This window comes from Cupriavidus sp. IDO, from assembly GCF_000812465.1.
Lineage (GTDB): Bacteria > Pseudomonadota > Gammaproteobacteria > Burkholderiales > Burkholderiaceae > Cupriavidus.
In genome coordinates this window covers 19,574-40,443 of record NZ_JWMA01000055.1, presented here as the reverse complement: position 1 = coordinate 40,443, position 20,870 = coordinate 19,574, and the positions used below count along the sequence as shown (strand labels likewise).

Here is a 20,870-nt window from a genome sequence, read left to right as displayed (position 1 = left end):
CACGGAGAGTTCAGGCAATGTACGTAATCGACTGGCTGCACAAGAATGCCCAGCACTTTCCCGACAAGGTCGCCCTGGTCGACGTGGAAAGCGGCCGCCGCGTGACCTATCGCCAGTTCGACGAACGCGCCAGCCGCTTCGCGGAGTATCTGCTGCAGCACCTGGCGTTGCCTGCGGGGGCGCGCGTGGCGGTGCTGGCGCACAACAGCTCCGACTACTTCGAGATGCTGTATGGCTGCGCCAAGGCCGGCATGGTGATGGTGTGCCTGAACTGGCGGCTGCCCGCGGCCGAACTGCTGCCAATCCTGCAGGACTGCACGCCAGACGTGCTGGTCGCCGGCGATGGCTTCCTTGGCACGGCGGCCGAACTCAGCCGTGCCGTGCCGCTGCGCGCTGTCTTGCATCTCGCGGACGACGAGGCGGCGGATGTGCCGGGTGGCTGGACCGAGTACGAGGCGGTGCTGGATGCCGCCTCCGGCCGCATCATCGAGATGCCCTGCCGCGACGAGCACGAAGTCTGGCACCTGCTCTATACCTCGGGCACCACGGGCAAGCCCAAGGGTGTGATCCAGACCTATGGCATGGTGTTCTTCAATGCCGTGAACGCCATGCTGGCCAACAAGATCACGCGCGACGACGTGTTCCTGAACGTGCTGCCGTTCTTCCATACCGGCGGACTGAACCTGTACGCCAACCCGGTCCTGCATGCCGGCGGTACGGTGCACGTCATGCGGCAGTTCGACCCGCAGGTGGTGCTCGACAAGCTGGACCGGCGCTCGGGCGAGGGCATCACCCTGTTCTTTGCCGTGCCGGCCGTGTACCTGTTCCTGAGCCAGCATGCGGCATTCGGACAAGCCGACTTCTCGGCCGTGCGCAATATGTCGGCCGGCGGCTCGCCGGTGCCGCGGCCGCTGCTGGAAGCCTACCTGGCCAAGGGCGTGACGATCTGCTTCGGCTTCGGCATGACCGAGACCGGCCCCACCGTGTTCGTTTGCGACGAAGCCACCGCGCGGCGCAAGATCGGCACCATCGGCAAGCCGGTCGGGTCGATGCTGACGCGTATCGTCGACCCGCTGGGCGCGGACGTGGCGCCGGGAGAGCGCGGCGAACTGCTGATCAAGGGGTCGGGTGTCACACCGGGCTACTGGAACCTGCCGCAGGCCACGGCTTCGGCGATCCGCGACGGCTGGCTGCATTCGGGCGACATCGCCTACATGGACGAAGAGGGCGACTACTACATCGTCGACCGCGCCAAGGACATGTTCATCTCGGGTGGCGAGAACGTCTATCCTGCAGAGGTGGAAAACGTGCTGTTCCAGCTGGCCGGCGTGGCCGAAGCCGCGGTCATAGGCACGCCCGATGCGCGTTGGGGCGAGGTCGGCCTGGCGCTGGTGGTGCTGCGCCCGGGCGTGGCGCTCGACGAGGATGCGGTGATCGCCCACTGCAACGCACGCCTCGCCGGCTACAAGGTGCCGCGGCACGTGCGCTTCATCGAGGCGCTGCCGCGAACGCCGTCCGGCAAGGTGGAAAAGCACAAGTTGCGCAAGCGCTTCCCGGATCCCGCTTCCGCGTCATAAGCGGTCCCTGAAATCCCGCCCGTGGCACGACGTGCACGGGCGTCGGCAGTTTGCAGTTCGCGAGTCTTCGTTCCGATAACAGATAAGCCAGCAAACCATGGAGGGGTCCATGCAACACGTCAACAGTGCATGCCTGCGCCGCGCCGCCATCGCGGCCGCCGCGGCGCTGCTTGCCGCAGCGTGCGGCGGCGGCAGCGACAACACCAATCCGAATCCGAATGTCAAGCCGTCCTTCATCGGCACGGTAACGATTACCGCCTACGACGGCACCACCGACGACCTGCTGACCGCCGGTCTCGGCAAGGACGGCCTGTCGAGCAGCACAGCACCGGTACCGGCCGACCAGATCGCGCCCACTGCCGCCGAACTGCGCCGCCTGGCGATCTACACCAACTACCGCGCCATTGTCGATACGACATCCGGCGGCGGCTACGGAACGCTCTACGGCCCCAACGTGGACGCCCAGGGCAATGTGACATCCGGCCAGGGCAAGATCGCCGGCGTGGAATTTCTGGCATTCTCGGACGATGGCACCGGCAAGCAGAATGTGACGATGCTGGTGCAGATCCCGAACACGTTCAATACCAGCAAGCCCTGCATGATCACCGCCACGTCGTCGGGATCGCGCGGCGTGTACGGCGCCATCGCCGTCGGCGAATGGGGCCTCAAGCGCGGCTGCGCCGTGGCCTATACCGACAAGGGCACTGGCGCCGCGCCGCACGACCTCGATACCGACACCGTGCCGTTGATCGACGGCACGCGCACCACCCGCGCCGCGGCTGGCAAGAACGCGCAGTTCGCGGCGTCGCCGGGCGTGATCTCGCTGTCGGATTTCACCGCCTCGGCGCCGCACCGGCTGGCCTTCAAGCATGCGCATTCGCAGCAGAACCCGGAGAAGGACTGGGGCAAGTTCACGCTGCAGGCGATCCGGTTCGGCATCTGGGCGATCAATGAGCGCTTCGGCTCGGTGGCGGGCGACGGCACACGCCAGCTCAGCCTGGACAAGAAGAAGATCGTGGTAATTGCCTCGAGCGTGTCCAACGGCGGCGGGGCGGCGGTTGCCGCAGCCGAGCAGGATACCGATGGCCTGATCGACGGCGTGGCAGTGGGCGAGCCCAACCTGAACCTGCCGGCCAACACGGGCGTTGTGGTCAAGCGCGGCACCAGTCGCGTCAGCGCCTCGGGCCGGGTCCTGTATGACTACATCACCACTGCCAACCTGCTGCAGCTGTGCGCGTCGCAGGCGACGGCCCTGACGCTGGCGCCGGCGTTTGCCGGGAACGTCAATTTCGCCAATCGCTGCCAGACCCTGGCGGACAAGGGCATCGTCTCCGGGACCACGCTGGGCGACCAGGCAGCCAGTGCACTGGCTGCCCTGCATGCGGCCGGCTGGGAGCCGGAATCGGATGATCTCCATCCGTCGCTTGCCGCGTTCGATACGGCGGCCTCGATCTCGATCACGTATGCCAACTCATACGCGCGCGCCAGCGTGACGGACCGCCTGTGCGGCTACAGCTTTGCCACCACGCTGGCCGATTTCAAGCCGGCAGCGATTGCACCGGCGGCGCTGGCATCGATGTTCGCTACCGGCAACGGCGTGCCGCCCACCAGCACGGTGCAGCTGATCAATGACCGCGATCCGCTGAACGGGCCCTTCCTGAACGGGAGGTCGATCTCGGCCTCGACAGCGCGCGCCGACGTCAACTTCGATGGCGCCAACTGCCTGCGCGCGCTGCTGACGGGCACCGATACCCAGGCGCAGGCGTTGCAGTCCGGCCTCTTGCAGACACTGCGCTCCGGCAACCTGCACGGCAAGCCGGCGGTGATCGTGCATGGGCGCAGCGACGGGCTGTTGCCCGTCAACCATACCTCGCGGCCCTACCTTGGCTTCAACCGGCAACAGGAGGGCAGTGCGAGCAAGCTGAGCTACGTCGAGGTCGAGAACGCCCAGCACTTCGATGCATTCATCGGGGCGGTGTCGGGCTACAGCAACCGCTATGTGCCGTTGCACGTCTACCTGATCCGCTCGCTCGATGCCGTCTTCGACAACCTGACAACCGGCAAGGCGCTGCCGCCATCGCAGGTGGTGCGCACCATCCCGCGCGGCGGTGCCACCAATACGACGACTGCGCCCACGTTGCTGCCTGCCAACGTGCCGCCGATCGCGGCAACCCCGGCCCCAGGCAACCTGATTCTCGTCAGCCCATCCGCCGTACAGGTACCAGACTGATGAACGCTTCCCCCCCGCGCGTCCTGACGCAGACGGACTTCGACCGCTTCGCCGCACTGTCGCGTGACGACAACCCGATCCACTGCGATCCGGCGTTCGCCCGCGCTACGCACTTCGGCGCCACCGTGGCCCATGGGATGTTCCTGTTCTCGCTGCTGTGCGCCCGGATGGCGCGCCAGCAGCCGGAACCGGTGCTGCCGGTGGGGCAGACACTGATGTTTCCTCTGCCAACGTTCGTTGCCGATGGGGTGGAGGCGGTGCTGGTGCCGCAAGAGGCGCACGGCGGGAACCTGCTCGGGCTGGAAACGTCGATCCGGTGCGTGCAGCGCGGCGGGCAGCCGCTCCGCGAAGGGGAACAGCCTGTTACTGCACTCGGCGAGGCCTTGTTGATGACGGACGCGCACGCCGGGGCGCTGGCCTTGCTGCCGCCCCTGGCGGAGGCCGGCCAGGCCGCGCCATCTGGTGACGCTGCCCTGTACCACCTGCGGCGCGGGCAGCAGGCGGAGGCCGGGCGTGCGTTCAGCACACCGGATATCGACGAGTATGTGTCGCTGACCGGCGATGCCAGTCCGTTCCATGCCGATCCTGCCTTCGCGCGGCGTCGTGGCTTTGACGGTGCCGTCGTGCCGCTGCCGCTGCTGGCCGGCATGTTCTCCGACCTGCTCGGCACACGGCTGCCGGGGCGGGGCACGGGGTGGATGAAGCAATCGCTGAGGCTGTGTTCGGCTGCCCGGCTGGGCGAGCCGCTGACGGCGTCGGTCCGGATCGTGCGGCTGCGCGCCGACAAGGATCTGGTCAACCTGGCAAGCCTGGTGACCGGTAGTGATGGCCGGGTGGTGGTTCAGGGAGAGTCGCTGGTGCTCGTGCGCAATCTGGAGGACAAGGGCGAAGCCAGGGCGGCGTAGGGGAGCGTATCTCTTGCTCCACTTTCTCCTGGACGTGCAATGCACAGATTGCGGCCTTGAAATGTCACGACAAAGCCTTATCTTTCGGAAAGACATCCAGTGTCCGGCAGGGCATCCAGGTACGGTCCGGCAACCATGGCGGACCCAAGCCATCCCTCGCATCAGGACACCTTTCCGAGAGAGAGTTCCCAATGCGTCTTGACAAACTGACTACCCGGTTCCAGGAAGCGCTCGCCGATGCGCAGAGCCTGGCGCTGGGCAACGATAACCAATACATCGAACCGCAGCACCTGCTGCGCGCCCTGCTGGCGCAGGACGATGGCGCCGCCAAGGCGCTGCTGTCGCGCGCCGGCGTGAACGTGCAGGGCCTGCAGACGGCGCTCGACGCCGCCATCAAGCGGCTGCCGCAAGTGCAGGGCACCAGCGAGGTCCAGATCGGCCGCGACCTGGTGAATCTGCTCAACGCTACCGAGAAGGAAGCCATCAAGCGCGGCGACCAGTTCATCGCCAGCGAGCTGTTCCTGCTCGCCGTGTCCGAGGACAAGGGCGAAGCCGGCCGCATCGCGCGCGAGAACGGCCTCAACCGCAAGTCGCTGGAAGCGGCCATCCTGGCCGTGCGCGGTGGTGAATCGGTCAACAGCGCCGAAGCCGAAACGCAGCGCGAGGCACTCAAGAAGTACACCGTCGACCTGACCGAGCGCGCCCGCATCGGCAAGCTCGACCCGGTGATCGGCCGCGACGACGAAATCCGCCGCGCCATCCAGATCCTGCAGCGCCGCACCAAGAACAACCCGGTGCTGATCGGCGAACCGGGCGTGGGCAAGACCGCCATCGTGGAAGGCCTGGCCCAGCGCATCGTCAACGGCGAAGTGCCCGAGAGCCTGAAGAACAAGCGCGTGCTGGTGCTGGACATGGCCGGCCTGCTGGCCGGCGCCAAGTACCGCGGCGAGTTCGAGGAACGCCTGAAGGCCGTGCTGAACGACATCGCCAAGGACGAAGGCCAGACCATCGTCTTTATCGACGAGATCCACACCATGGTCGGTGCCGGCAAGGCCGAGGGCGCGATCGACGCGGGCAATATGCTCAAGCCCGCGCTGGCGCGCGGCGAGCTGCACTGCATCGGCGCGACCACGCTGGACGAGTACCGCAAGTACATCGAGAAGGACGCCGCGCTGGAGCGCCGCTTCCAGAAGGTGCTGGTCGACGAGCCAAGCGTGGAGGCCACGATCGCCATCCTGCGCGGCTTGCAGGAGAAGTATGAACTGCACCACGGCGTGGAGATCACCGACCCGGCCATCGTCGCCGCGGCGGAGCTGTCGCACCGCTATATTACCGACCGCTTCCTGCCCGACAAGGCGATCGACCTGATCGACGAGGCAGGCGCGCGCATCAAGATGGAAATCGACTCCAAGCCGGAGTCGATGGACAAGCTCGAGCGCCGCACCATCCAGCTAAAGATCGAGCGCGAAGCGGTCAAGAAGGAGACCGACGAAGCGTCGATGAAGCGCCTGGAGCTGATCGAGCAGGAGATCACGCGCCTGGAGAAGGAGTACGCCGACCTCGACGAGATCTGGAAGGCCGAGAAGGGCGCCGCGCAGGGCACCGCCGCGCTCAAGGAAGAGATCGACAAGATCAAGCTGGAAATCGCTAAGCTGCAGCGCGAAGGCAAGCTGGACAAGGTGGCCGAGCTGCAATACGGCAAGCTGCCCGGCCTGGAGGGCAAACTGAAGGCCGCGACCGATGCGGAAGCCAGCGAGCAGAAGCAGCCCAACAAGCTGCTGCGCACGCAGGTTGGCGCCGAGGAAATCGCCGAAGTGGTGAGCCGCGCGACCGGCATTCCTGTGTCGAAGATGATGCAGGGCGAGCGCGAGAAGCTGCTGAAGATGGAAGACCGGCTGCACGCACGCGTGGTGGGCCAGGACGAGGCCGTGCGGCTGGTGTCCGACGCCATCCGCCGTTCGCGTGCCGGGCTGGCGGACGAGAACAAGCCATATGGCTCGTTCCTGTTCCTGGGCCCGACCGGCGTCGGCAAGACCGAGCTGTGCAAGGCACTGGCCGAGTTCATGTTCGATTCGGAAGAGCATCTCATCCGCATCGATATGAGCGAGTTCATGGAGAAGCACAGCGTCAGCCGCCTGATCGGCGCGCCGCCCGGATATGTCGGCTATGAGGAAGGCGGCTACCTGACCGAAGCCGTGCGCCGCAAGCCGTACAGCGTGGTGCTGCTCGACGAAGTCGAGAAGGCCCACCCGGATGTCTTCAACGTGCTGCTGCAGGTGCTGGACGACGGCCGCCTGACCGATGGCCAGGGCCGTACGGTGGACTTCAAGAACACGGTCATCGTGATGACGTCCAACCTCGGGTCGCAGATCATCCAGTCGATGGTGGGCGAGCCGCAGGAAGCGGTGAAGGGCGCGGTCTGGCAGGAAGTGCGTACGCATTTCCGGCCTGAGTTCCTGAACCGGATCGACGAAGTGGTGGTGTTCCACGCGCTTGACCAGAAGCATATCGAGTCGATCGCACGCATCCAGCTGCAACGCCTGCAGTCCCGCCTGGCCCGCATGGACATGACGCTGGAAGTGAGCGAGGCGGCGCTGGAGAAGATCGCCAGCGCAGGCTACGACCCGGTGTTTGGCGCGCGCCCGCTCAAGCGTGCGATCCAGCAGCAGATCGAGAACCCGGTGGCACGCTCCATCCTCGAAGGCAAGTTCGCCGCGAAGGATGTGGTGCCGGTGGACTACGTCGACGGCGAGTTCACCTTCGGGCGGGTAGTGCACTAAGTGAAGACCCGGCGGCCCTTGGCGGGCTGCCGGTCTGCACCCTGAAAACCCCTGCGCGAAAGCGTGGGGTTTTTTTTCGTCCTGTGACCACGCATTGCGTGTAAGGCGGTCGCGGGCCGTGCAAATTTTTCAAGACGGTACGCCGGCCAGGATACTGACGGGCGTTGCCAGGCCGCAGTTTCCGCTCCGGACGCCGAGTGGCACACTTTTCGCGTTGCGGAAGGGCTGAGTTTCCTTGCAATGCGCTGCACCGTCCGCAGCCCATCCCCACAGGAGCCAATCCATGACCGACAAGCCTTTCCTCACAGACGTCAAGACGCTGCGCGAGCGCGCCCGCAAGCATATCGACGACGGCGCGGTGACCGCTGGCTATGCCGCGGAGCGCGATACCGTGCTGAAGCTGCTCAACGATGCGCTGGCCACCGAACTGGTTTGCGTGCTGCGCTATCGCCGCCACTACTTCATGGCCAAGGGCCCGAACTCGAAAAGCGTGGCCGATGAGTTCCTCGCGCACTCCAACGAAGAACAAGCCCATGCCGACCAGATCGCCGAGCGCATCGTGCAGCTCGGCGGCGCGCCCGACTTTGCGCCAGGTGGCCTGAGCGGCCGCTCCCACTCGGAGTATATGGAGGGGACTACGCTGACCGAAATGATCAAGGAAGACCTGGTCGCCGAGCGCATCGCCATCGACAGCTATCGGGAGATCATCCAGTTCCTGGGTGAGCGTGACCCGACCTCGCGCCGCATGATGGAAGACATCCTCGCGGTGGAAGAGGAGCACGCGGACGAAATGGCCGACCTGCTCAGCCGGCAATCCGGGAAGGAGGGCGGCTGAGCGCTACGCATCCGAGCCTGCTCTCGTCCCGCGGATCCGATAGCCCTGCAATTGACCTTGATCAACCCGCGGCCGCCGGCGTGCCGATAACATCCATCCTGTCATGGAGATGCGGGGGCGCTCTTCATGACTTGTCTACCCGTTTCCAGAATGGAAACTTCGCCCGCGCCGGTCAAACGGCGCGGGCGTTTTCTTTTGTGCGCCTCGTTCAGGGCGTGCAGGAAGCACCGCTTTTGCGCCATCGGCCGCGGTGCTGCCGGCATGTGCATATTTCCGCCCGATCTTATGCGGAAAACATGCAAGGATCGGCGAAAGCATTCGTTCCGTTCAGATAGCCCCCTCGGTAGTCTTGCTCCTGACAGAAGCCCGCCAGAAAAAGGCGGGCAGGCAAACGAAGCGCTCCGGCGCTCATTCACGACACCTGACGGGAGCAATACAAGATGATTCGCAAGCTGGCCATCGGCCTTGCTGTACTGAGTGCGATCGGCGCCGCGCAGAGCGCCTTCGCCACCAATCTGCTGAACGTTTCGTACGACCCCACGCGCGAGCTGTACGTCGATGTGAACGCCGCGTTTGCCAAGGCCTGGAAGGCGCAGGGCGGCGACGCCGTGACGGTGCGCCAGTCGCACGGTGGCTCGGGCAAGCAGGCACGCTCGGTGATCGACGGCCTCGATGCGGACGTGGTGACGCTGGCCCTGGGCTACGACATCGACGCCATTGCCGAGAAGGGCCTGCTCAAGCCCGACTGGCAGAAGCGCCTGCCGCACAACGCCTCGCCGTACACCTCCACCATCGTGTTCCTCGTGCGCAAGGGCAACCCCAAGGGCATCAAGGACTGGAACGACCTCGTCAAGCCGGGCGTGCAGGTGATCACCCCCAATCCCAAGACCTCGGGCGGCGCCCGCTGGAACTACCTGGCCGCGTGGGGCTACGCGCTGCGCCAGCCGGGCGGCAATGACGCCAAGGCGCGCGAGTTCGTCGGCGAGCTGCTCAAGCACGTGCCTGTGCTCGATTCCGGCGCTCGCGGCGCCACGACGACCTTTGTCGAGCGTGGCCTGGGCGATGTGCTGATCGCCTGGGAGAACGAAGCCATCCTCGCCATCAAGGAGCTGGGTCCGGACAAGTTCGACATCGTCGCGCCGTCGGTGTCGATCCTGGCCGAGCCGCCGGTCGCCGTGGTCGACAAGGTGGTCGACAAGAAGGGCACGCGCAAGGCGGCCGAGGCCTACCTGCAGTTCCTGTACACCGACGAAGGCCAGGAAATCGCCGCGAAGAACTACTACCGTCCGATCTCCGCGAAGGTGGCTGCGAAGTACGCGGCGAACTTCCCGAAGGTGAAGCTGTTCACCATCGATGAAGCATTTGGCGGCTGGCAGAAGGCACAGAAGGCGCACTTTGCCGATGGCGGCTCGTTCGACCAGATCTACCAGCCCGGCAAGAAGTAAGCACAAGACGGACGGGCTGGCTCCAGGCCGGCACCGTCCCGGCCACCAAAAAGAAGGAAGCCCGATGTCCATCCTGACCCTGTCCGGCAGCCCGTCGGCCCAGTCCCGTTCCGCGCATCTGCTTGCGCACCTGCGTGCCGTGCTGGAAGCCGCCGGCGAGCGCACCGGCCATATGGACTTGCGCGAATTGCCCGCCGGCCCGCTGCTGGCCGCGCGGGTGGATGATCCCGCCATCGCCGCGGCCACGCGTGCCGTGGCCGATGCCAAGGTGGTCGTGCTGGCCACGCCGGTCTACAAGGCCGCATACAGCGGCCTGCTCAAGGCATTCCTGGATCTCCTGCCGCAAACCGGCCTGCGCGACAAGGTCGTGCTGCCGATCGCCACCGGCGGCAGCCTGGCGCATGCGCTGGCCATCGACTACGCGCTGCGGCCGGTCCTCTCGGCGCTCGGCTCGCGCCAGATCCTGCCCGGCATCTTTGCCGTCGATCAGCAGATCGAAGTCTCCGATACCCGCGAAGTGCGCTTCGACGCCGCCCTGGCGGCCCGCCTGGACGAGGGTGTGCTGCGCGTGCGCGACGCGCTGGCGCATTCGCGCATTGAAGTACCCCTCGACGTCCTGCCCGGCGCATTCGTGCAGAGCGCAGTCGCTGTGGCCGAGCGATGTTCCGCCTGAACTGAATGGACGTGGCGCCGGGCCGTCCCGGCGCACCAGCGGCAACGCTGACCCCGTGCCACCCGCGAAGCGGGTCGGCAGGGATGACTGTTGCCGTCGCACACCCTTGCCGGCCGGCATTGCCCGGCCACGCTCCCGAATTTCAGAACACCACGCCGGACTGGTTCCGGCCCCGGAGGAAATCGCATGACATCGCCCATCCTGTCTTCGGCCAATGGCCAACCCGCTGATACCCGCTTCGCGCCGTTGACCGGCCAGCGCCGTCGCCGCCTGATCATTGCTGCGCTGGTGGCCGCCACCGGGCTCGCCTATGGCCTGGTCACCGGCCGTGCCGAAGCGCAGTCGCAGACCATCAACCCTAAGGTGCTGCGCATCGGTTACCAGAAGTACGGCACGCTGACGCTGCTCAAGGCACGCGGCACGCTCGAAAAGCGGCTGGCGCCCGAAGGCATCACCGTCAAATGGACCGAGTTCCCGGCCGGCCCGCAGCTGCTGGAGGGCCTCAACGTCGGCGCCATCGACTTCGGCACCGTGGGTGAAGCGCCTCCGATCTTTGCGCAAGCGGCCGGCGCGCAGCTGGCCTATATCGGCAATGAACCGCCCGCGCCGACGGCGGAAGCCATCGTGGTGCCCAAGGGCTCGGCGATCAAGTCCGTGGCCGACCTGCGCGGCAAGCGCGTGGCGCTGAACAAGGGCTCGAACGTGCATTACCTTCTGGTGCGCCAGCTGGAGAAGGCCGGCATCCCCTACAGCGAGATCCAGCCGGTCTACCTGCCGCCGGCCGATGCGCGCGCCGCCTTCGAGCGCGGCGCGGTTGACGCATGGGTGATCTGGGATCCGTTCCTGGCCGCCGCCGAGAAGCAGCTGGGCGCGCGCGTGCTGGCCGATGGCCGCGGCGCCGATGGCAAGAACGTCGTCAGCAACCATCAGTTCTACCTGGCCTCGCGACCCTATGCGCAGGCCAGGCCGCAGACCGTGAAGCTCATTCTCGATGAACTCGCCGCGCTGGGCGCGTGGGCCGAGAAGAACCCGAAGGAAGCGGCCAGCGTGCTGACCCGCGAAGTGGGGCTGGAACCCGCCGTGCTGGACCTGGCCGTGTCGCGCTTCTCGTACGGTGCGCGTCCGGTGAGCGCTGAAGTTCTGGCCGAGCAGCAGCGCATTGCCGACGTCTTCCACACGCTCAAGCTGATTCCGAAGCCGATTCGCGTCGCCGACGCCAGCTGGCAGGAGGCGCAGCGATAAATCCGGCGTTCCCCCATCACAACGCGAGGCAACGACATGCAAGTCTTCTGGTTCATCCCCACCCACGGCGACAGCCGCTACCTCGGCACCTCCGAAGGCGCGCGCGAGGTCAGTTTCGACTACCTGAAGCAGGTGGCCGTCGCCGCCGACACGCTCGGCTACGAAGGCGTACTCATTCCTACTGGCCGCTCCTGCGAAGACCCCTGGGTGGTGGCATCCGCGCTGGCGGCAGTGACCCGTCGCCTGCGCTTCCTCGTGGCAGTGCGCCCAGGCCTGATGGCGCCCACGCTGGCTGCACGCATGGCCGCCACTTTCGACCGGATCTCCGGCGGGCGGCTGCTGGTCAACCTGGTAACCGGTGGCGATCAGGCTGAGCTGGAAGGCGATGGCCTGTTCCTCGATCACGCTGCGCGCTACGAGGCCTCGGCGGAGTTCATCCGGATCTGGCGCGAGGTGCTGGCCGCCAGCCACGACAATGCGGAGCTGGACTACGAAGGCCGGCATCTCAGGGTCAAGGGCGCTCGCGTGCTGTATCCGCCGTTGCAGCGTCCGCATCCGCCGGTGTACTTCGGCGGCTCGTCGGCGGTGGCGCACGAGCTGGCGGGCGAGCAGGTCGATACCTACCTGACCTGGGGCGAGCCGCCGGCCGACGTGGCGCAGAAGCTGGATGACGTGCGCCGGCATGCCGCGCGCCACGGCCGCACGGTGAAGTTCGGCATTCGCCTGCACGTGATCGTGCGCGAGACCGAGGCCGCTGCCTGGGCTGCCGCCGACGACCTGATCAGCCGGCTCGACGACGAGACCGTGGCCCGGGCGCAGGCGGTCTTCGCGAAAATGGATTCGGAAGGGCAGCGCCGCATGGCCGCGCTGCACGCAGGCGGCGCGCGGCGTACGCGCGAGGCGCTGGAGATCAGCCCCAACCTGTGGGCCGGCGTGGGTCTCGTGCGTGGCGGCGCCGGCACGGCGCTGGTAGGCGATCCACATACCGTGGCCGAGCGCATACGCGAGTACTCGGAACTGGGGATCGACACCTTCGTGCTGTCCGGCTACCCGCACCTGGAAGAGGCCTACCGCTTCGCCGAACTGGTGTTCCCGCTGCTGCCGCGCTCGGTGCGCGACAAGCTGCCTGGCAAGGTGCTGTCGGGGCCGTTCGGCGAAGTGATGGCGACTGGCATCGTGCCGCGCGCGTCGCAGAGTTGAGGACAACGCCATGTCTGCTCCGAAGACTCCCATCCCGGGTCATGACCGGCATGCGCTGGCGCATGCGCTGGCGCCGTGGATCGTTCCCGTCCTGCTGATCTTCGTATGGCAGGCGGCCTCCCATTACGGCTGGCTGTCGAGCCGTGTCCTGCCGGCACCGCTGGCAGTTCTGCAGGCGGCCTGGAGCCTAGCGGTCTCGGGCGAATTGTGGACGCACGTCTGGGTCAGCACCTGGCGCGCACTGGCCGGCTTCGCCATCGGCGGCGGCCTGGGCCTGCTGCTGGGGCTGCTGACCGGCACGTTCCGTTCCGCGGCCACGCTGCTCGACAGCACGCTGCAGATGGTGCGCAACATCCCGCCGCTGGCGCTGATCCCGCTGGTGATCCTGTGGTTCGGCATCGACGAGACCGCCAAGCTCTTCCTGGTTTCGCTCGGCGTGTTCTTCCCGGTCTATCTGAATACCTATCACGGCATCCGCTCGGTCGATCCCAGCCTGGTCGAGATGGCGCGCAGCTACGGCCTGTCCGGCTGGCGGCTGTACCGCGAGGTGATCCTGCCCGGCGCGCTGCCCGGCATCCTGGTCGGCGTGCGGTTTTCGCTGGGCCTGATGTGGGTGATCCTGATCGTGGCGGAGACCATCTCGGCGCAGTCGGGCATCGGCTACATGACCATGAATGCGCGCGAATTCCTGCAGACCGATGTGGTGCTGGTCGGCATCCTGCTCTATGCGCTGCTGGGCAAGCTGGCCGACCTGCTGTCGCGCGGGCTGGAACGCTACTGGCTGCGCTGGCATCCGGGCTACCAGTCCGCCTGACCCACTATTCGCGAAGGAATCCCCATGCAAAGCAATCCGGTGGAACAGGCGGCGCTGGCGCTGCTGGACGCAGGGCTTGCCCGAAGCCATTCGACGCAGCCCGATCCACGCGTTGAAACGGCAGCGCCTGGTGGCGTTGCGCTCAACGTGCAACAGGTGGTCAAGCGCTACGACGGACGCGAAGTGCTGCACGGCGTGGACCTGCACGCCGTGCCCGGCGAATTCGTCGCCATCGTCGGCCGCAGCGGCTGCGGCAAGAGCACGCTGCTGCGGCTGGTGGCCGGGCTGGAGCCTGCCGACGAAGGCGCGGTCACGCTCGATGCGCAGGCCGGCCGCGCGCAGCGGCAGGACATTCGCGTGATGTTCCAGGACGCCAGGCTGCTGCCGTGGAAGCGGGTGCTCGACAACGTCGCGCTGGGCCTGCCGCGCGAACGCCGCGCCGAAGCCGCGGCCGTGCTCGCGCAGGTCGGCCTGGCCGAGCGCGCACAGGCGTGGCCGGCGCGCCTCTCAGGGGGCCAACGGCAACGCGTGGCGCTCGCCCGCGCCCTGGTGCATCGCCCGCGCCTGCTGCTGCTCGACGAACCGCTGGGGGCGCTCGATGCACTTACGCGCATCGAAATGCAGGGGCTGATCGAATCGCTGTGGCGCCGTCTCGGCTTCACGGCGCTGCTGGTCACGCACGATGTGTCTGAGGCCGTGGCGCTGGCCGATCGCATCGTGCTGATCGAAGACGGCTGCATCGCGATGGATGAGCGGGTGGCATTGCCGCGCCCGCGCCAGCGTGGCTCGGCAGCCTTCGCGCAGCTTGAGGACACCGTATTGCGGCGGGTGATGCAGCACCCGACGCAAGCGGAGCGCAATGGAGACGTCGATCTCCATGTGCAAGAGCAGGCGCCCACGGCCGACTGGTCGCTGATTCGCACCGTCGAATCCGTGCGCTGGGCAGTGTAGCAACCGCCTGCCCTGGCAGGGGCGGGTGCACTGCGGGAGACCCGCAGATCGTCATTACCGAATCTTCATACGCCATCACGAAAGGAGCTTCTATCATGAGCATTCAGGCCATCAACGTACGCAACCAGTTCCGCGGCAAGGTCGCCGCCATCATCGAAGGCCCGGTGGTTTCCGAAGTGGACGTGGAAACGCCGGCCGGCATTGTCACCTCGGTCATCACCACGCGCTCGATCCGCGATCTCGGCCTCACGCTGGGCAGCGAAGTCGTGGCGCTGGTGAAGGCCACCGAGGTGTCGATCGCCAAGCTGTAAGCGGGCAGGGACCTGCCGGCGACACAATGCCGGCATCCCGCGCCCTTGACGTCCATACCTATGACAGAAGGAATCACCATGGCAGGCGCGAACGAAACCGGAACCGGACTGAGCGCGCTCGAACGCTATCTTGAAACGCTGCCGCGCAAGCCTCTGGCTGACCGGCAATTGTGGCGGGATGCGCGCGGGCAGGTGCAGGGCCAGTTCTTCAACTGTTCGCTGACCAGCGCGTTCGAGCCGCTGGTGACGCTTGCCGACCGCGAGGTGGTCGCGCATGAAGGTGCCATCCACACCTATGCCGAGGACGGCGTGGGCCTGGCCGCATGGAAGCTGTTCGCGATGGCGGCGGACGATGCCTCGCTGGTCTCGCTGGATCGCCTCTCGCGGCTGGTCCACGCTATCAACTACTTCGCCTCGGAAGGCAGCCACAAGCTGGTGCTCAACGTGCACAACCGCCTGCTGGCGGCGGTGGCCGACGATCACGGCGCGGCCTTCCGGCGCGCCTTGCAGTCGCTGGGCTTGCCGCTGGAACGCTTCGTGATCCAGGTGCCGGCCAGCGCCAATGATGACCTGCCACTGCTGCTGCACGTGGTCGGCAACTATCGCCGCAACGGGTTTGCGGTGAGCCTGCAGGCATCGGACCCGGCCGAGGCTGGCGCGCTGATGGCGCATGCGCTGCCGGACTGGCTCAAGCTCGACATGCGGCGCACCTGGACCGACCGCCAACTGGCCGGCCTGCGCGCCAGCGCGGCCAATGCCGGCGTGACGCTGATCGGGCGCCGCCTGCAGGACGCGCTGAGCATCGAGCGGCTGCAGGCCGCCGGCATCGTGCTGGGGCAGGGCGCCTTTGCGGGCGCGCGGGTCAGCCCGGCCGGCTTGAGGCACTGGAATGCCAGCGCGGGCACGGAACATGCTGTATCCGGAACAAGAAGAGGGGAACTGAACGAGGAGCCGATATGACGCAGTCGATCAAGCCTGCCAGCGAGCACGAGCCGCTGGCGCGGCTGGCGGTCCCGAAGTGTTTGCAGGTGCTGACCGTGCCGGGGCTGCACGGCAGCGGGCCGGGCCACTGGCAAAGCCGCTGGGAGCACCGGTTCCCGGACTGGCAGCGCATCGAGCAGCACGACTGGTCGCGCCCGAGCCTGCCGCTGTGGGCGGAGCGGGTGTCCGAAGGCGTGATGCGGGCCCAGCGCGTGGCGCATCGCGGCGCGGTGCTGGTCGCGCACAGCTTCGGCTGCCTGGCATCGCTGCGGCAGGCTGCACTCGATCCTGCCGGAATTGCCGGCGCCTTGCTGGTGGCGCCCGCTGATCCGGACAAGTTTGCCGTCGGCAGCCTGCTGCCCGCCTATCGGTTGCCGTTCCCGACGATATTGGTGGCGAGCCGCAACGATCCATGGATGTCCCAGCGCACGGCGTTCAGCTGGGGCACCCTGTGGGGCAGCGAACTGGTCGATGCGGGCAACGTGGGGCACATCAATGCCGATTCCGGGCTGGGCGAGTGGCCTGAAGGCCTCGCCATGCTTGCCACACTTATCCAGCGGATCGAGTCTGAAGGCAGTTCTGAGACCGCAGGTGACGGAATCGGCCCTTGGGAGGCTGGCGTCGAAGTCGCATCTGCCGTCCCTTATATCTAAAACGTCTAAGAAAATTCGTAAAGATTCGTTCTGTTTATAAGGGCGCATCTGCAGAATTTGTCTCGTAGGCCGGCGCAATATGCGCCGGTTTCATAAGAAGCCCCCACGCAGCGCCGGTGTTTTGTCTCTGGTGGTGGCGGGCCGATGACAGACGAGACGACATGCCACCCTCTATTTCCCGGGCGGAAACACCGCCACCGGCAACGCCGGAAGCGCCGCGCGCCAGCCGGCGCACGCCGGCCGGCAAGACCAGCCAGCGCTTTACCGTGCTGCCGGGCTTTGGCCTGTCGCTGGGCTTCACGCTGTTCTACCTGACGCTGATCGTCCTGATCCCGCTGTCGGCCACGTTCCTGAAGACGTTCACGATGACGTGGGAGGCCTTCTGGGTTGCGGTGACGGCGCCGCGCGTGGTGGCTTCCCTTGAACTGAGCTTTGGCGCATCGCTGATCGCGGCGCTGATCAATACGGCATTCGGCCTGGTGGTGGCGTGGGTGCTGGTGCGCTACCGCTTTCCGGGCAAGCGCCTGATCGATGCGCTGGTGGACCTGCCGTTCGCGCTGCCGACCGCAGTGGCCGGCATTGCGCTGACCGCGCTGTTCGCCGGCAACGGCTGGATCGGCCGCTACCTGGAGCCGCTCGGCATCAAGGTCGCATTCACGCCGCTGGGCGTGGTGGTGGCGCTGACCTTCATCGGCCTGCCGTTCGTGGTGCGCACGGTGCAGCCGGTGCTGGAAGATGTGGAGCAGGAGCTGGAAGAGGCCGCAGCCAGCCTGGGCGCAACCCGGCTGCAGACCTTCATCCGCGTGATCCTGCCGGCCGTCCTGCCGGCGCTGCTGACGGGCTTTGCGCTGTCGTTCGCACGGGCGACGGGCGAGTACGGCTCGGTGGTCTTCATCTCCGGCAACATGCCGATGGTCTCCGAGATCGCGCCGCTGATGATCTATTCCAAGCTGGAGCAATACGACTACGCCGGCGCTACCGCCGTGGCGGTGGTGATGCTGGTGATCTCCTTCGCGCTGTTGCTGCTGATCAACCTGTTGCAGGCCTGGACACGCCACCACCAGTCGGGCGCGCGTGCCGGCCTGGCACTTGAAGCGCCCGCCACGGGCAAGGAGTTCTGACATGGCAGGCGCAGTTTCGCGCCGGCTAGGCGGACAACCTCCGGCCAGGGCCCATCACACTTTCGACGCCACCGGTGAGGTGCCATGGGTGCGCTACACGCTGATCACCGTGGCCGTGCTGTTCCTGTCGCTGTTCCTGTTCGTGCCGCTGGCCTCCGTCTTTTACGAGGCGCTGCGCAAGGGCGTGCAGACCTACTGGGAAGCGCTCATCGAGCCGGACGCCTTGTCGGCCATCCAGCTCACGCTGACGGTGGCGGCGATCGCGGTGCCGCTGAATGTGGTGTTCGGCGTGGCGGCGGCCTGGGCCATCGCCAAGTTCGACTTTCGCGGCAAGAACCTGCTGATCACGCTGATCGACCTGCCGTTCTCGGTGTCGCCGGTGATCTCCGGCCTGGTCTACGTGCTGCTGTTCGGCGCGCAGGGCTGGTTCGGGCCGTGGCTGGAAGCGCACGACATCAAGATCATGTTCGCGGTGCCAGGCATCGTGCTGGCGACCATCTTCGTGACCTTTCCCTTCGTGGCGCGCGAGCTGATCCCGCTGATGCAGGCGCAGGGCAGCGAGGAGGAAGAGGCCGCCATCGTGCTGGGTGCCTCGGGCTGGCAGACCTTCCGCCATATCACGCTGCCCAACATCCGCTGGGGCCTGCTGTATGGCGTGATCCTGTGTAACGCACGGGCGATGGGCGAGTTCGGCGCGGTGTCGGTGGTGTCGGGCCATATCCGCGGGCTGACCAACACCATGCCGCTGCATGTGGAAATTCTCTACAACGAGTACAACTTCGCGGCAGCTTTCGCGGTGGCCTCGCTGCTGACCCTGCTGGCGCTGGTGACCCTCGGCATCAAGACGCTGGTGGAATTCCGCGCCCGCAAGGAACACGAAGACGTCGCCGTCGAGCGGCCGCTGGCAACACTGCAAGGACAGGCATCATGAGCATTCAGGTCAAGAACGTAGAGAAGCGCTTTGGCGATTTCGTCGCGCTGGACAATGTCTCGCTGGACTTCGACGAAGGCGAGCTGACCGCGCTGCTGGGGCCGTCGGGCTGCGGCAAGACCACGCTGCTGCGCATCATCGCTGGCCTGGAGCGTGCCGATGCCGGACAGATCGTGCTGGCCGGCCGTGACGCCTCGCAGCAGCACGTGCGCCAGCGCCAAGTGGGCTTCGTGTTCCAGCACTATGCATTGTTCAAGCACATGAGCGTGTTCGAGAACGTGGCTTTCGGCCTGCGCGTGAAGCCGCGCGGCGAACGTCCGGGCGAAGCGCAGATCCACGAGAAGGTGCGCTCGCTGCTCGAACTGGTGCAGCTGGACTGGCTGGCTGACCGCTATCCGTCGCAGCTGTCGGGCGGCCAGCGCCAGCGCATCGCACTGGCCCGCGCGCTTGCGGTGGAGCCGCGCGTGCTGCTGCTGGACGAGCCGTTCGGCGCGCTCGATGCCAAGGTGCGAAAGGAACTGCGCCGCTGGCTGCGCCGCCTGCACGATGAGCTGCACGTGACCAGCGTGTTCGTCACGCACGACCAGGAAGAGGCGCTCGAAGTGGCCGACCAGGTGGTGCTGATGAACCGCGGCCGCGTGGAGCAGTTCGGCTCGCCCGAGGCGGTTTACAACCATCCGGCCACGCCGTTCGTATTCGGCTTCCTCGGCAACGTCAACCTGTTCCACGGCCGGCTGGAAGTGGGCGAAAGCGGCGGGCTGCTGCATACCGGCGAGGCCGTGCTGCCGGTGATCGGCAGCGGCCACGAGACCGCCGGCGATGCGGTCGCCTATGTCCGTCCGCACGACCTGGACCTCGAGCGCTATGCGCCGGGCGCGGACGGCATTGCCGTCACGCTGCGCCGCGCGCTGACGCTGGGCCCGGTCGCGCAGCTCGAACTGGAACGCGAAGACAACCAGGATGTGATCGAGGTGGCTTTGCCGCTGGAACGCTTCCGCCACGCAGGCTTCCGCGAAGGCGAGCTGCTTGCCGTGCGTCCGCGCCAGCTGCGCGTGTTCACGCAACCGAACACTCAGCCGCGTGCCACCGGCACCGCGGCAACCCAACAAGAAAAGGCGGCACCATGAACTTCCAGCAACTCCGATCCATCCGCGAGGCGGTGCGCCGCCAGTTCAACCTGACCGAGGTGGCCAATGCCCTTTACACCTCGCAGCCCGGCGTCTCGCGCCAGATCCGCGAGCTGGAGGAAGAGCTCGGCGTGGAAATCTTCGAGCGCTATGGCAAGCGCCTGACCGGGCTGACCGAGCCGGGCCGCGAGATCGTGCGCATCGTCGAGCGCCTGCTGCTCGAAGCCGAAAACCTGCGCCAGGCCGGCGACGAGTACGCTGGCCGCCACACCGGCCGGTTGACGATCGCCACCACCCACACGCAGGCGCGCTACGCCTTGCCCAAAGTCGTGCAGTCCTTCCGCCGCGAATTTCCGCATGTGACGCTGGCGCTGCAGGAGGCATCGCCGACGCATATCGTCGAGCTGCTGCTGACCGGCCAGGCCGACATCGGCATCGCCACCGAAGCACTGGCGAGCGAGGCCGGGCTGACCTCGTTCGAAGCCTACAGCTGGCAGCACGTGCTGGTGGTCTCGCCCGACCATCCGCTGACGCGCCTGCCCGAGCCGACGCTCGAAGACGTGGCCGGCTTCCAGATTATTACCTATGACGCCGGCTTCACCGGCCGCCGCAAGATCGACAGCGCCTTTGCCGAAGCCGGGCTGCAGCCGGAAATCGTGCTGACCGCGCTGGACGCCGACGTGATCAAGACCTACGCCGAGCTGGAGCTGGGCGTGGGGATCATTGCGTCGATGGCTTATGACGAGCGCAAGGATTCCGGGCTGGTGCGCATTTCGGCCGATCACCTGTTCGAGCCCAACACCACCAGCGTGGCCGTGCGCCGCGGTGCCTACCTGCGCGGCTATGCGCACGCCTTCATCAATATGTTCGCCCCGCATCTGTCGCGCGACACGGTCACCAGCGCGCTGACCGAAGCGGACGTCAAACAGGCCATCGCGGCCTGAGCTGCAAGCGTCGCCAGGCGGGCCGGACGCCACTTTGCCGCTGTCCGGCCCGCGCGCGGTGCTGTTCGCGCCCTGCGTGCACCGTTCGTCGCAAGAATCTTTCTTCCCGCCACTGTGAGGCGTAAAGTCCCTGCACGTGCCGGACGATGT

Annotated in this window: 18 protein-coding genes; all 18 read left to right on the top strand. The window is 66.6% G+C overall.

Annotated features, from left to right (window positions below; genetic code table 11):
- The first annotated feature begins 17 nt into the window (after positions 1–17).
- The 18 genes from RM96_RS17500 to RM96_RS17415 all read left to right on the top strand — a co-directional run bounded on the left by RM96_RS17500 (position 18) and on the right by RM96_RS17415 (position 20,720).
- The gene (locus RM96_RS17500; protein ID WP_039012375.1) at positions 18–1,577 is read left to right on the top strand and encodes an acyl-CoA synthetase; all 1,560 of its coding nucleotides are present in this window, start codon (positions 18–20) and stop codon (positions 1,575–1,577) included.
- Positions 1,578–1,686: 109 nt separating this feature from the next.
- Positions 1,687–3,807: a D-(-)-3-hydroxybutyrate oligomer hydrolase gene (locus RM96_RS17495; protein ID WP_039012374.1), complete on the top strand. Its 2,121-nt coding sequence runs from the start codon at positions 1,687–1,689 to the stop codon at positions 3,805–3,807.
- On the top strand, positions 3,807–4,712 hold the full coding sequence (locus RM96_RS17490) for a MaoC/PaaZ C-terminal domain-containing protein (protein ID WP_039012373.1): 906 nt from the start codon (positions 3,807–3,809) through the stop codon (positions 4,710–4,712). The genes RM96_RS17495 and RM96_RS17490 overlap by 1 nt, the downstream gene beginning before the upstream one ends.
- A 191-nt stretch (positions 4,713–4,903) precedes the next feature.
- Positions 4,904–7,492 (top strand): ATP-dependent chaperone ClpB, encoded by a 2,589-nt coding sequence (gene clpB / locus RM96_RS17485; RefSeq protein WP_039012372.1) that lies wholly within the window; start codon positions 4,904–4,906, stop codon positions 7,490–7,492.
- 283 nt (positions 7,493–7,775) lie between these two features.
- A complete protein-coding gene (locus RM96_RS17480) occupies positions 7,776–8,327 on the top strand; it encodes a ferritin-like domain-containing protein (protein WP_039012371.1) in 552 nt (183 codons plus the stop codon).
- 440 nt (positions 8,328–8,767) lie between these two features.
- Positions 8,768–9,772: a sulfate ABC transporter substrate-binding protein gene (locus RM96_RS17475; protein WP_039012370.1), complete on the top strand. Its 1,005-nt coding sequence runs from the start codon at positions 8,768–8,770 to the stop codon at positions 9,770–9,772.
- Between the two features lie 64 nt (positions 9,773–9,836).
- On the top strand, positions 9,837–10,445 hold the full coding sequence (gene ssuE / locus RM96_RS17470; protein WP_039012368.1) for an NADPH-dependent FMN reductase: 609 nt from the start codon (positions 9,837–9,839) through the stop codon (positions 10,443–10,445).
- Between the two features lie 186 nt (positions 10,446–10,631).
- Positions 10,632–11,687 carry a sulfonate ABC transporter substrate-binding protein gene (locus RM96_RS17465; protein WP_082016584.1) on the top strand — a complete coding sequence of 352 codons (1,056 nt, stop codon included), beginning with the start codon at positions 10,632–10,634 and terminating at the stop codon, positions 11,685–11,687.
- 36 nt (positions 11,688–11,723) lie between these two features.
- Positions 11,724–12,887 carry an FMNH2-dependent alkanesulfonate monooxygenase gene (gene ssuD / locus RM96_RS17460; RefSeq protein WP_039012366.1) on the top strand — a complete coding sequence of 388 codons (1,164 nt, stop codon included), beginning with the start codon at positions 11,724–11,726 and terminating at the stop codon, positions 12,885–12,887.
- A 10-nt stretch (positions 12,888–12,897) separates the two neighbouring features.
- Positions 12,898–13,701, top strand: coding sequence for an aliphatic sulfonate ABC transporter permease SsuC (gene ssuC / locus RM96_RS17455; RefSeq protein ID WP_039012364.1), 804 nt, complete (start codon positions 12,898–12,900; stop codon positions 13,699–13,701).
- A gap of 24 nt (positions 13,702–13,725) precedes the next feature.
- Entirely contained in the window at positions 13,726–14,652 is a 927-nt protein-coding gene (locus RM96_RS17450; protein WP_039012363.1) for an ATP-binding cassette domain-containing protein, read from the top strand.
- A gap of 95 nt (positions 14,653–14,747) precedes the next feature.
- Entirely contained in the window at positions 14,748–14,963 is a 216-nt protein-coding gene (locus tag RM96_RS17445) for a TOBE domain-containing protein (protein ID WP_011298135.1), read from the top strand.
- 78 nt (positions 14,964–15,041) lie between these two features.
- Complete coding sequence (locus RM96_RS17440) at positions 15,042–15,923, top strand: EAL domain-containing protein (protein ID WP_039012357.1); 882 nt, start codon at positions 15,042–15,044, stop codon at positions 15,921–15,923.
- Positions 15,920–16,597, top strand: coding sequence for an RBBP9/YdeN family alpha/beta hydrolase (locus RM96_RS17435; protein WP_039012356.1), 678 nt, complete (start codon positions 15,920–15,922; stop codon positions 16,595–16,597). The genes RM96_RS17440 and RM96_RS17435 overlap by 4 nt, the downstream gene beginning before the upstream one ends.
- A gap of 161 nt (positions 16,598–16,758) precedes the next feature.
- A complete protein-coding gene (cysT, locus tag RM96_RS17430) occupies positions 16,759–17,718 on the top strand; it encodes a sulfate ABC transporter permease subunit CysT (RefSeq protein WP_039012355.1) in 960 nt (319 codons plus the stop codon).
- A 1-nt stretch (position 17,719) separates the two neighbouring features.
- Positions 17,720–18,649 carry a sulfate ABC transporter permease subunit CysW gene (cysW, locus tag RM96_RS17425; protein ID WP_039012353.1) on the top strand — a complete coding sequence of 310 codons (930 nt, stop codon included), beginning with the start codon at positions 17,720–17,722 and terminating at the stop codon, positions 18,647–18,649.
- Entirely contained in the window at positions 18,646–19,776 is a 1,131-nt protein-coding gene (locus tag RM96_RS17420; protein ID WP_039012352.1) for a sulfate/molybdate ABC transporter ATP-binding protein, read from the top strand. The genes cysW and RM96_RS17420 overlap by 4 nt, the downstream gene beginning before the upstream one ends.
- On the top strand, positions 19,773–20,720 hold the full coding sequence (locus tag RM96_RS17415) for a CysB family HTH-type transcriptional regulator (protein ID WP_039012351.1): 948 nt from the start codon (positions 19,773–19,775) through the stop codon (positions 20,718–20,720). Before RM96_RS17420 ends, RM96_RS17415 begins: the two co-directional genes overlap by 4 nt.
- The last annotated feature ends 150 nt before the right edge of the window (positions 20,721–20,870 follow it).

Excerpts from the sequence above, each read along its gene's own strand:
- RM96_RS17500 (WP_039012375.1), top strand. The coding sequence starts at position 18 with ATGTACGTAATCGACTGGCTGCACAAGAATGCCCAGCACTTTCCCGAC.
- RM96_RS17495 (WP_039012374.1), top strand. The coding sequence starts at position 1,687 with ATGCAACACGTCAACAGTGCATGCCTGCGCCGCGCCGCCATCGCGGCC.
- RM96_RS17490 (WP_039012373.1), top strand. The coding sequence starts at position 3,807 with ATGAACGCTTCCCCCCCGCGCGTCCTGACGCAGACGGACTTCGACCGC.
- clpB (WP_039012372.1), top strand. The coding sequence starts at position 4,904 with ATGCGTCTTGACAAACTGACTACCCGGTTCCAGGAAGCGCTCGCCGAT.
- RM96_RS17480 (WP_039012371.1), top strand. The coding sequence starts at position 7,776 with ATGACCGACAAGCCTTTCCTCACAGACGTCAAGACGCTGCGCGAGCGC.
- RM96_RS17475 (WP_039012370.1), top strand. The coding sequence starts at position 8,768 with ATGATTCGCAAGCTGGCCATCGGCCTTGCTGTACTGAGTGCGATCGGC.
- ssuE (WP_039012368.1), top strand. The coding sequence starts at position 9,837 with ATGTCCATCCTGACCCTGTCCGGCAGCCCGTCGGCCCAGTCCCGTTCC.
- RM96_RS17465 (WP_082016584.1), top strand. The coding sequence starts at position 10,632 with ATGACATCGCCCATCCTGTCTTCGGCCAATGGCCAACCCGCTGATACC.
- ssuD (WP_039012366.1), top strand. The coding sequence starts at position 11,724 with ATGCAAGTCTTCTGGTTCATCCCCACCCACGGCGACAGCCGCTACCTC.
- ssuC (WP_039012364.1), top strand. The coding sequence starts at position 12,898 with ATGTCTGCTCCGAAGACTCCCATCCCGGGTCATGACCGGCATGCGCTG.
- RM96_RS17450 (WP_039012363.1), top strand. The coding sequence starts at position 13,726 with ATGCAAAGCAATCCGGTGGAACAGGCGGCGCTGGCGCTGCTGGACGCA.
- RM96_RS17445 (WP_011298135.1), top strand. The coding sequence starts at position 14,748 with ATGAGCATTCAGGCCATCAACGTACGCAACCAGTTCCGCGGCAAGGTC.
- RM96_RS17440 (WP_039012357.1), top strand. The coding sequence starts at position 15,042 with ATGGCAGGCGCGAACGAAACCGGAACCGGACTGAGCGCGCTCGAACGC.
- RM96_RS17435 (WP_039012356.1), top strand. The coding sequence starts at position 15,920 with ATGACGCAGTCGATCAAGCCTGCCAGCGAGCACGAGCCGCTGGCGCGG.
- cysT (WP_039012355.1), top strand. The coding sequence starts at position 16,759 with ATGCCACCCTCTATTTCCCGGGCGGAAACACCGCCACCGGCAACGCCG.
- cysW (WP_039012353.1), top strand. The coding sequence starts at position 17,720 with ATGGCAGGCGCAGTTTCGCGCCGGCTAGGCGGACAACCTCCGGCCAGG.
- RM96_RS17420 (WP_039012352.1), top strand. The coding sequence starts at position 18,646 with ATGAGCATTCAGGTCAAGAACGTAGAGAAGCGCTTTGGCGATTTCGTC.
- RM96_RS17415 (WP_039012351.1), top strand. The coding sequence starts at position 19,773 with ATGAACTTCCAGCAACTCCGATCCATCCGCGAGGCGGTGCGCCGCCAG.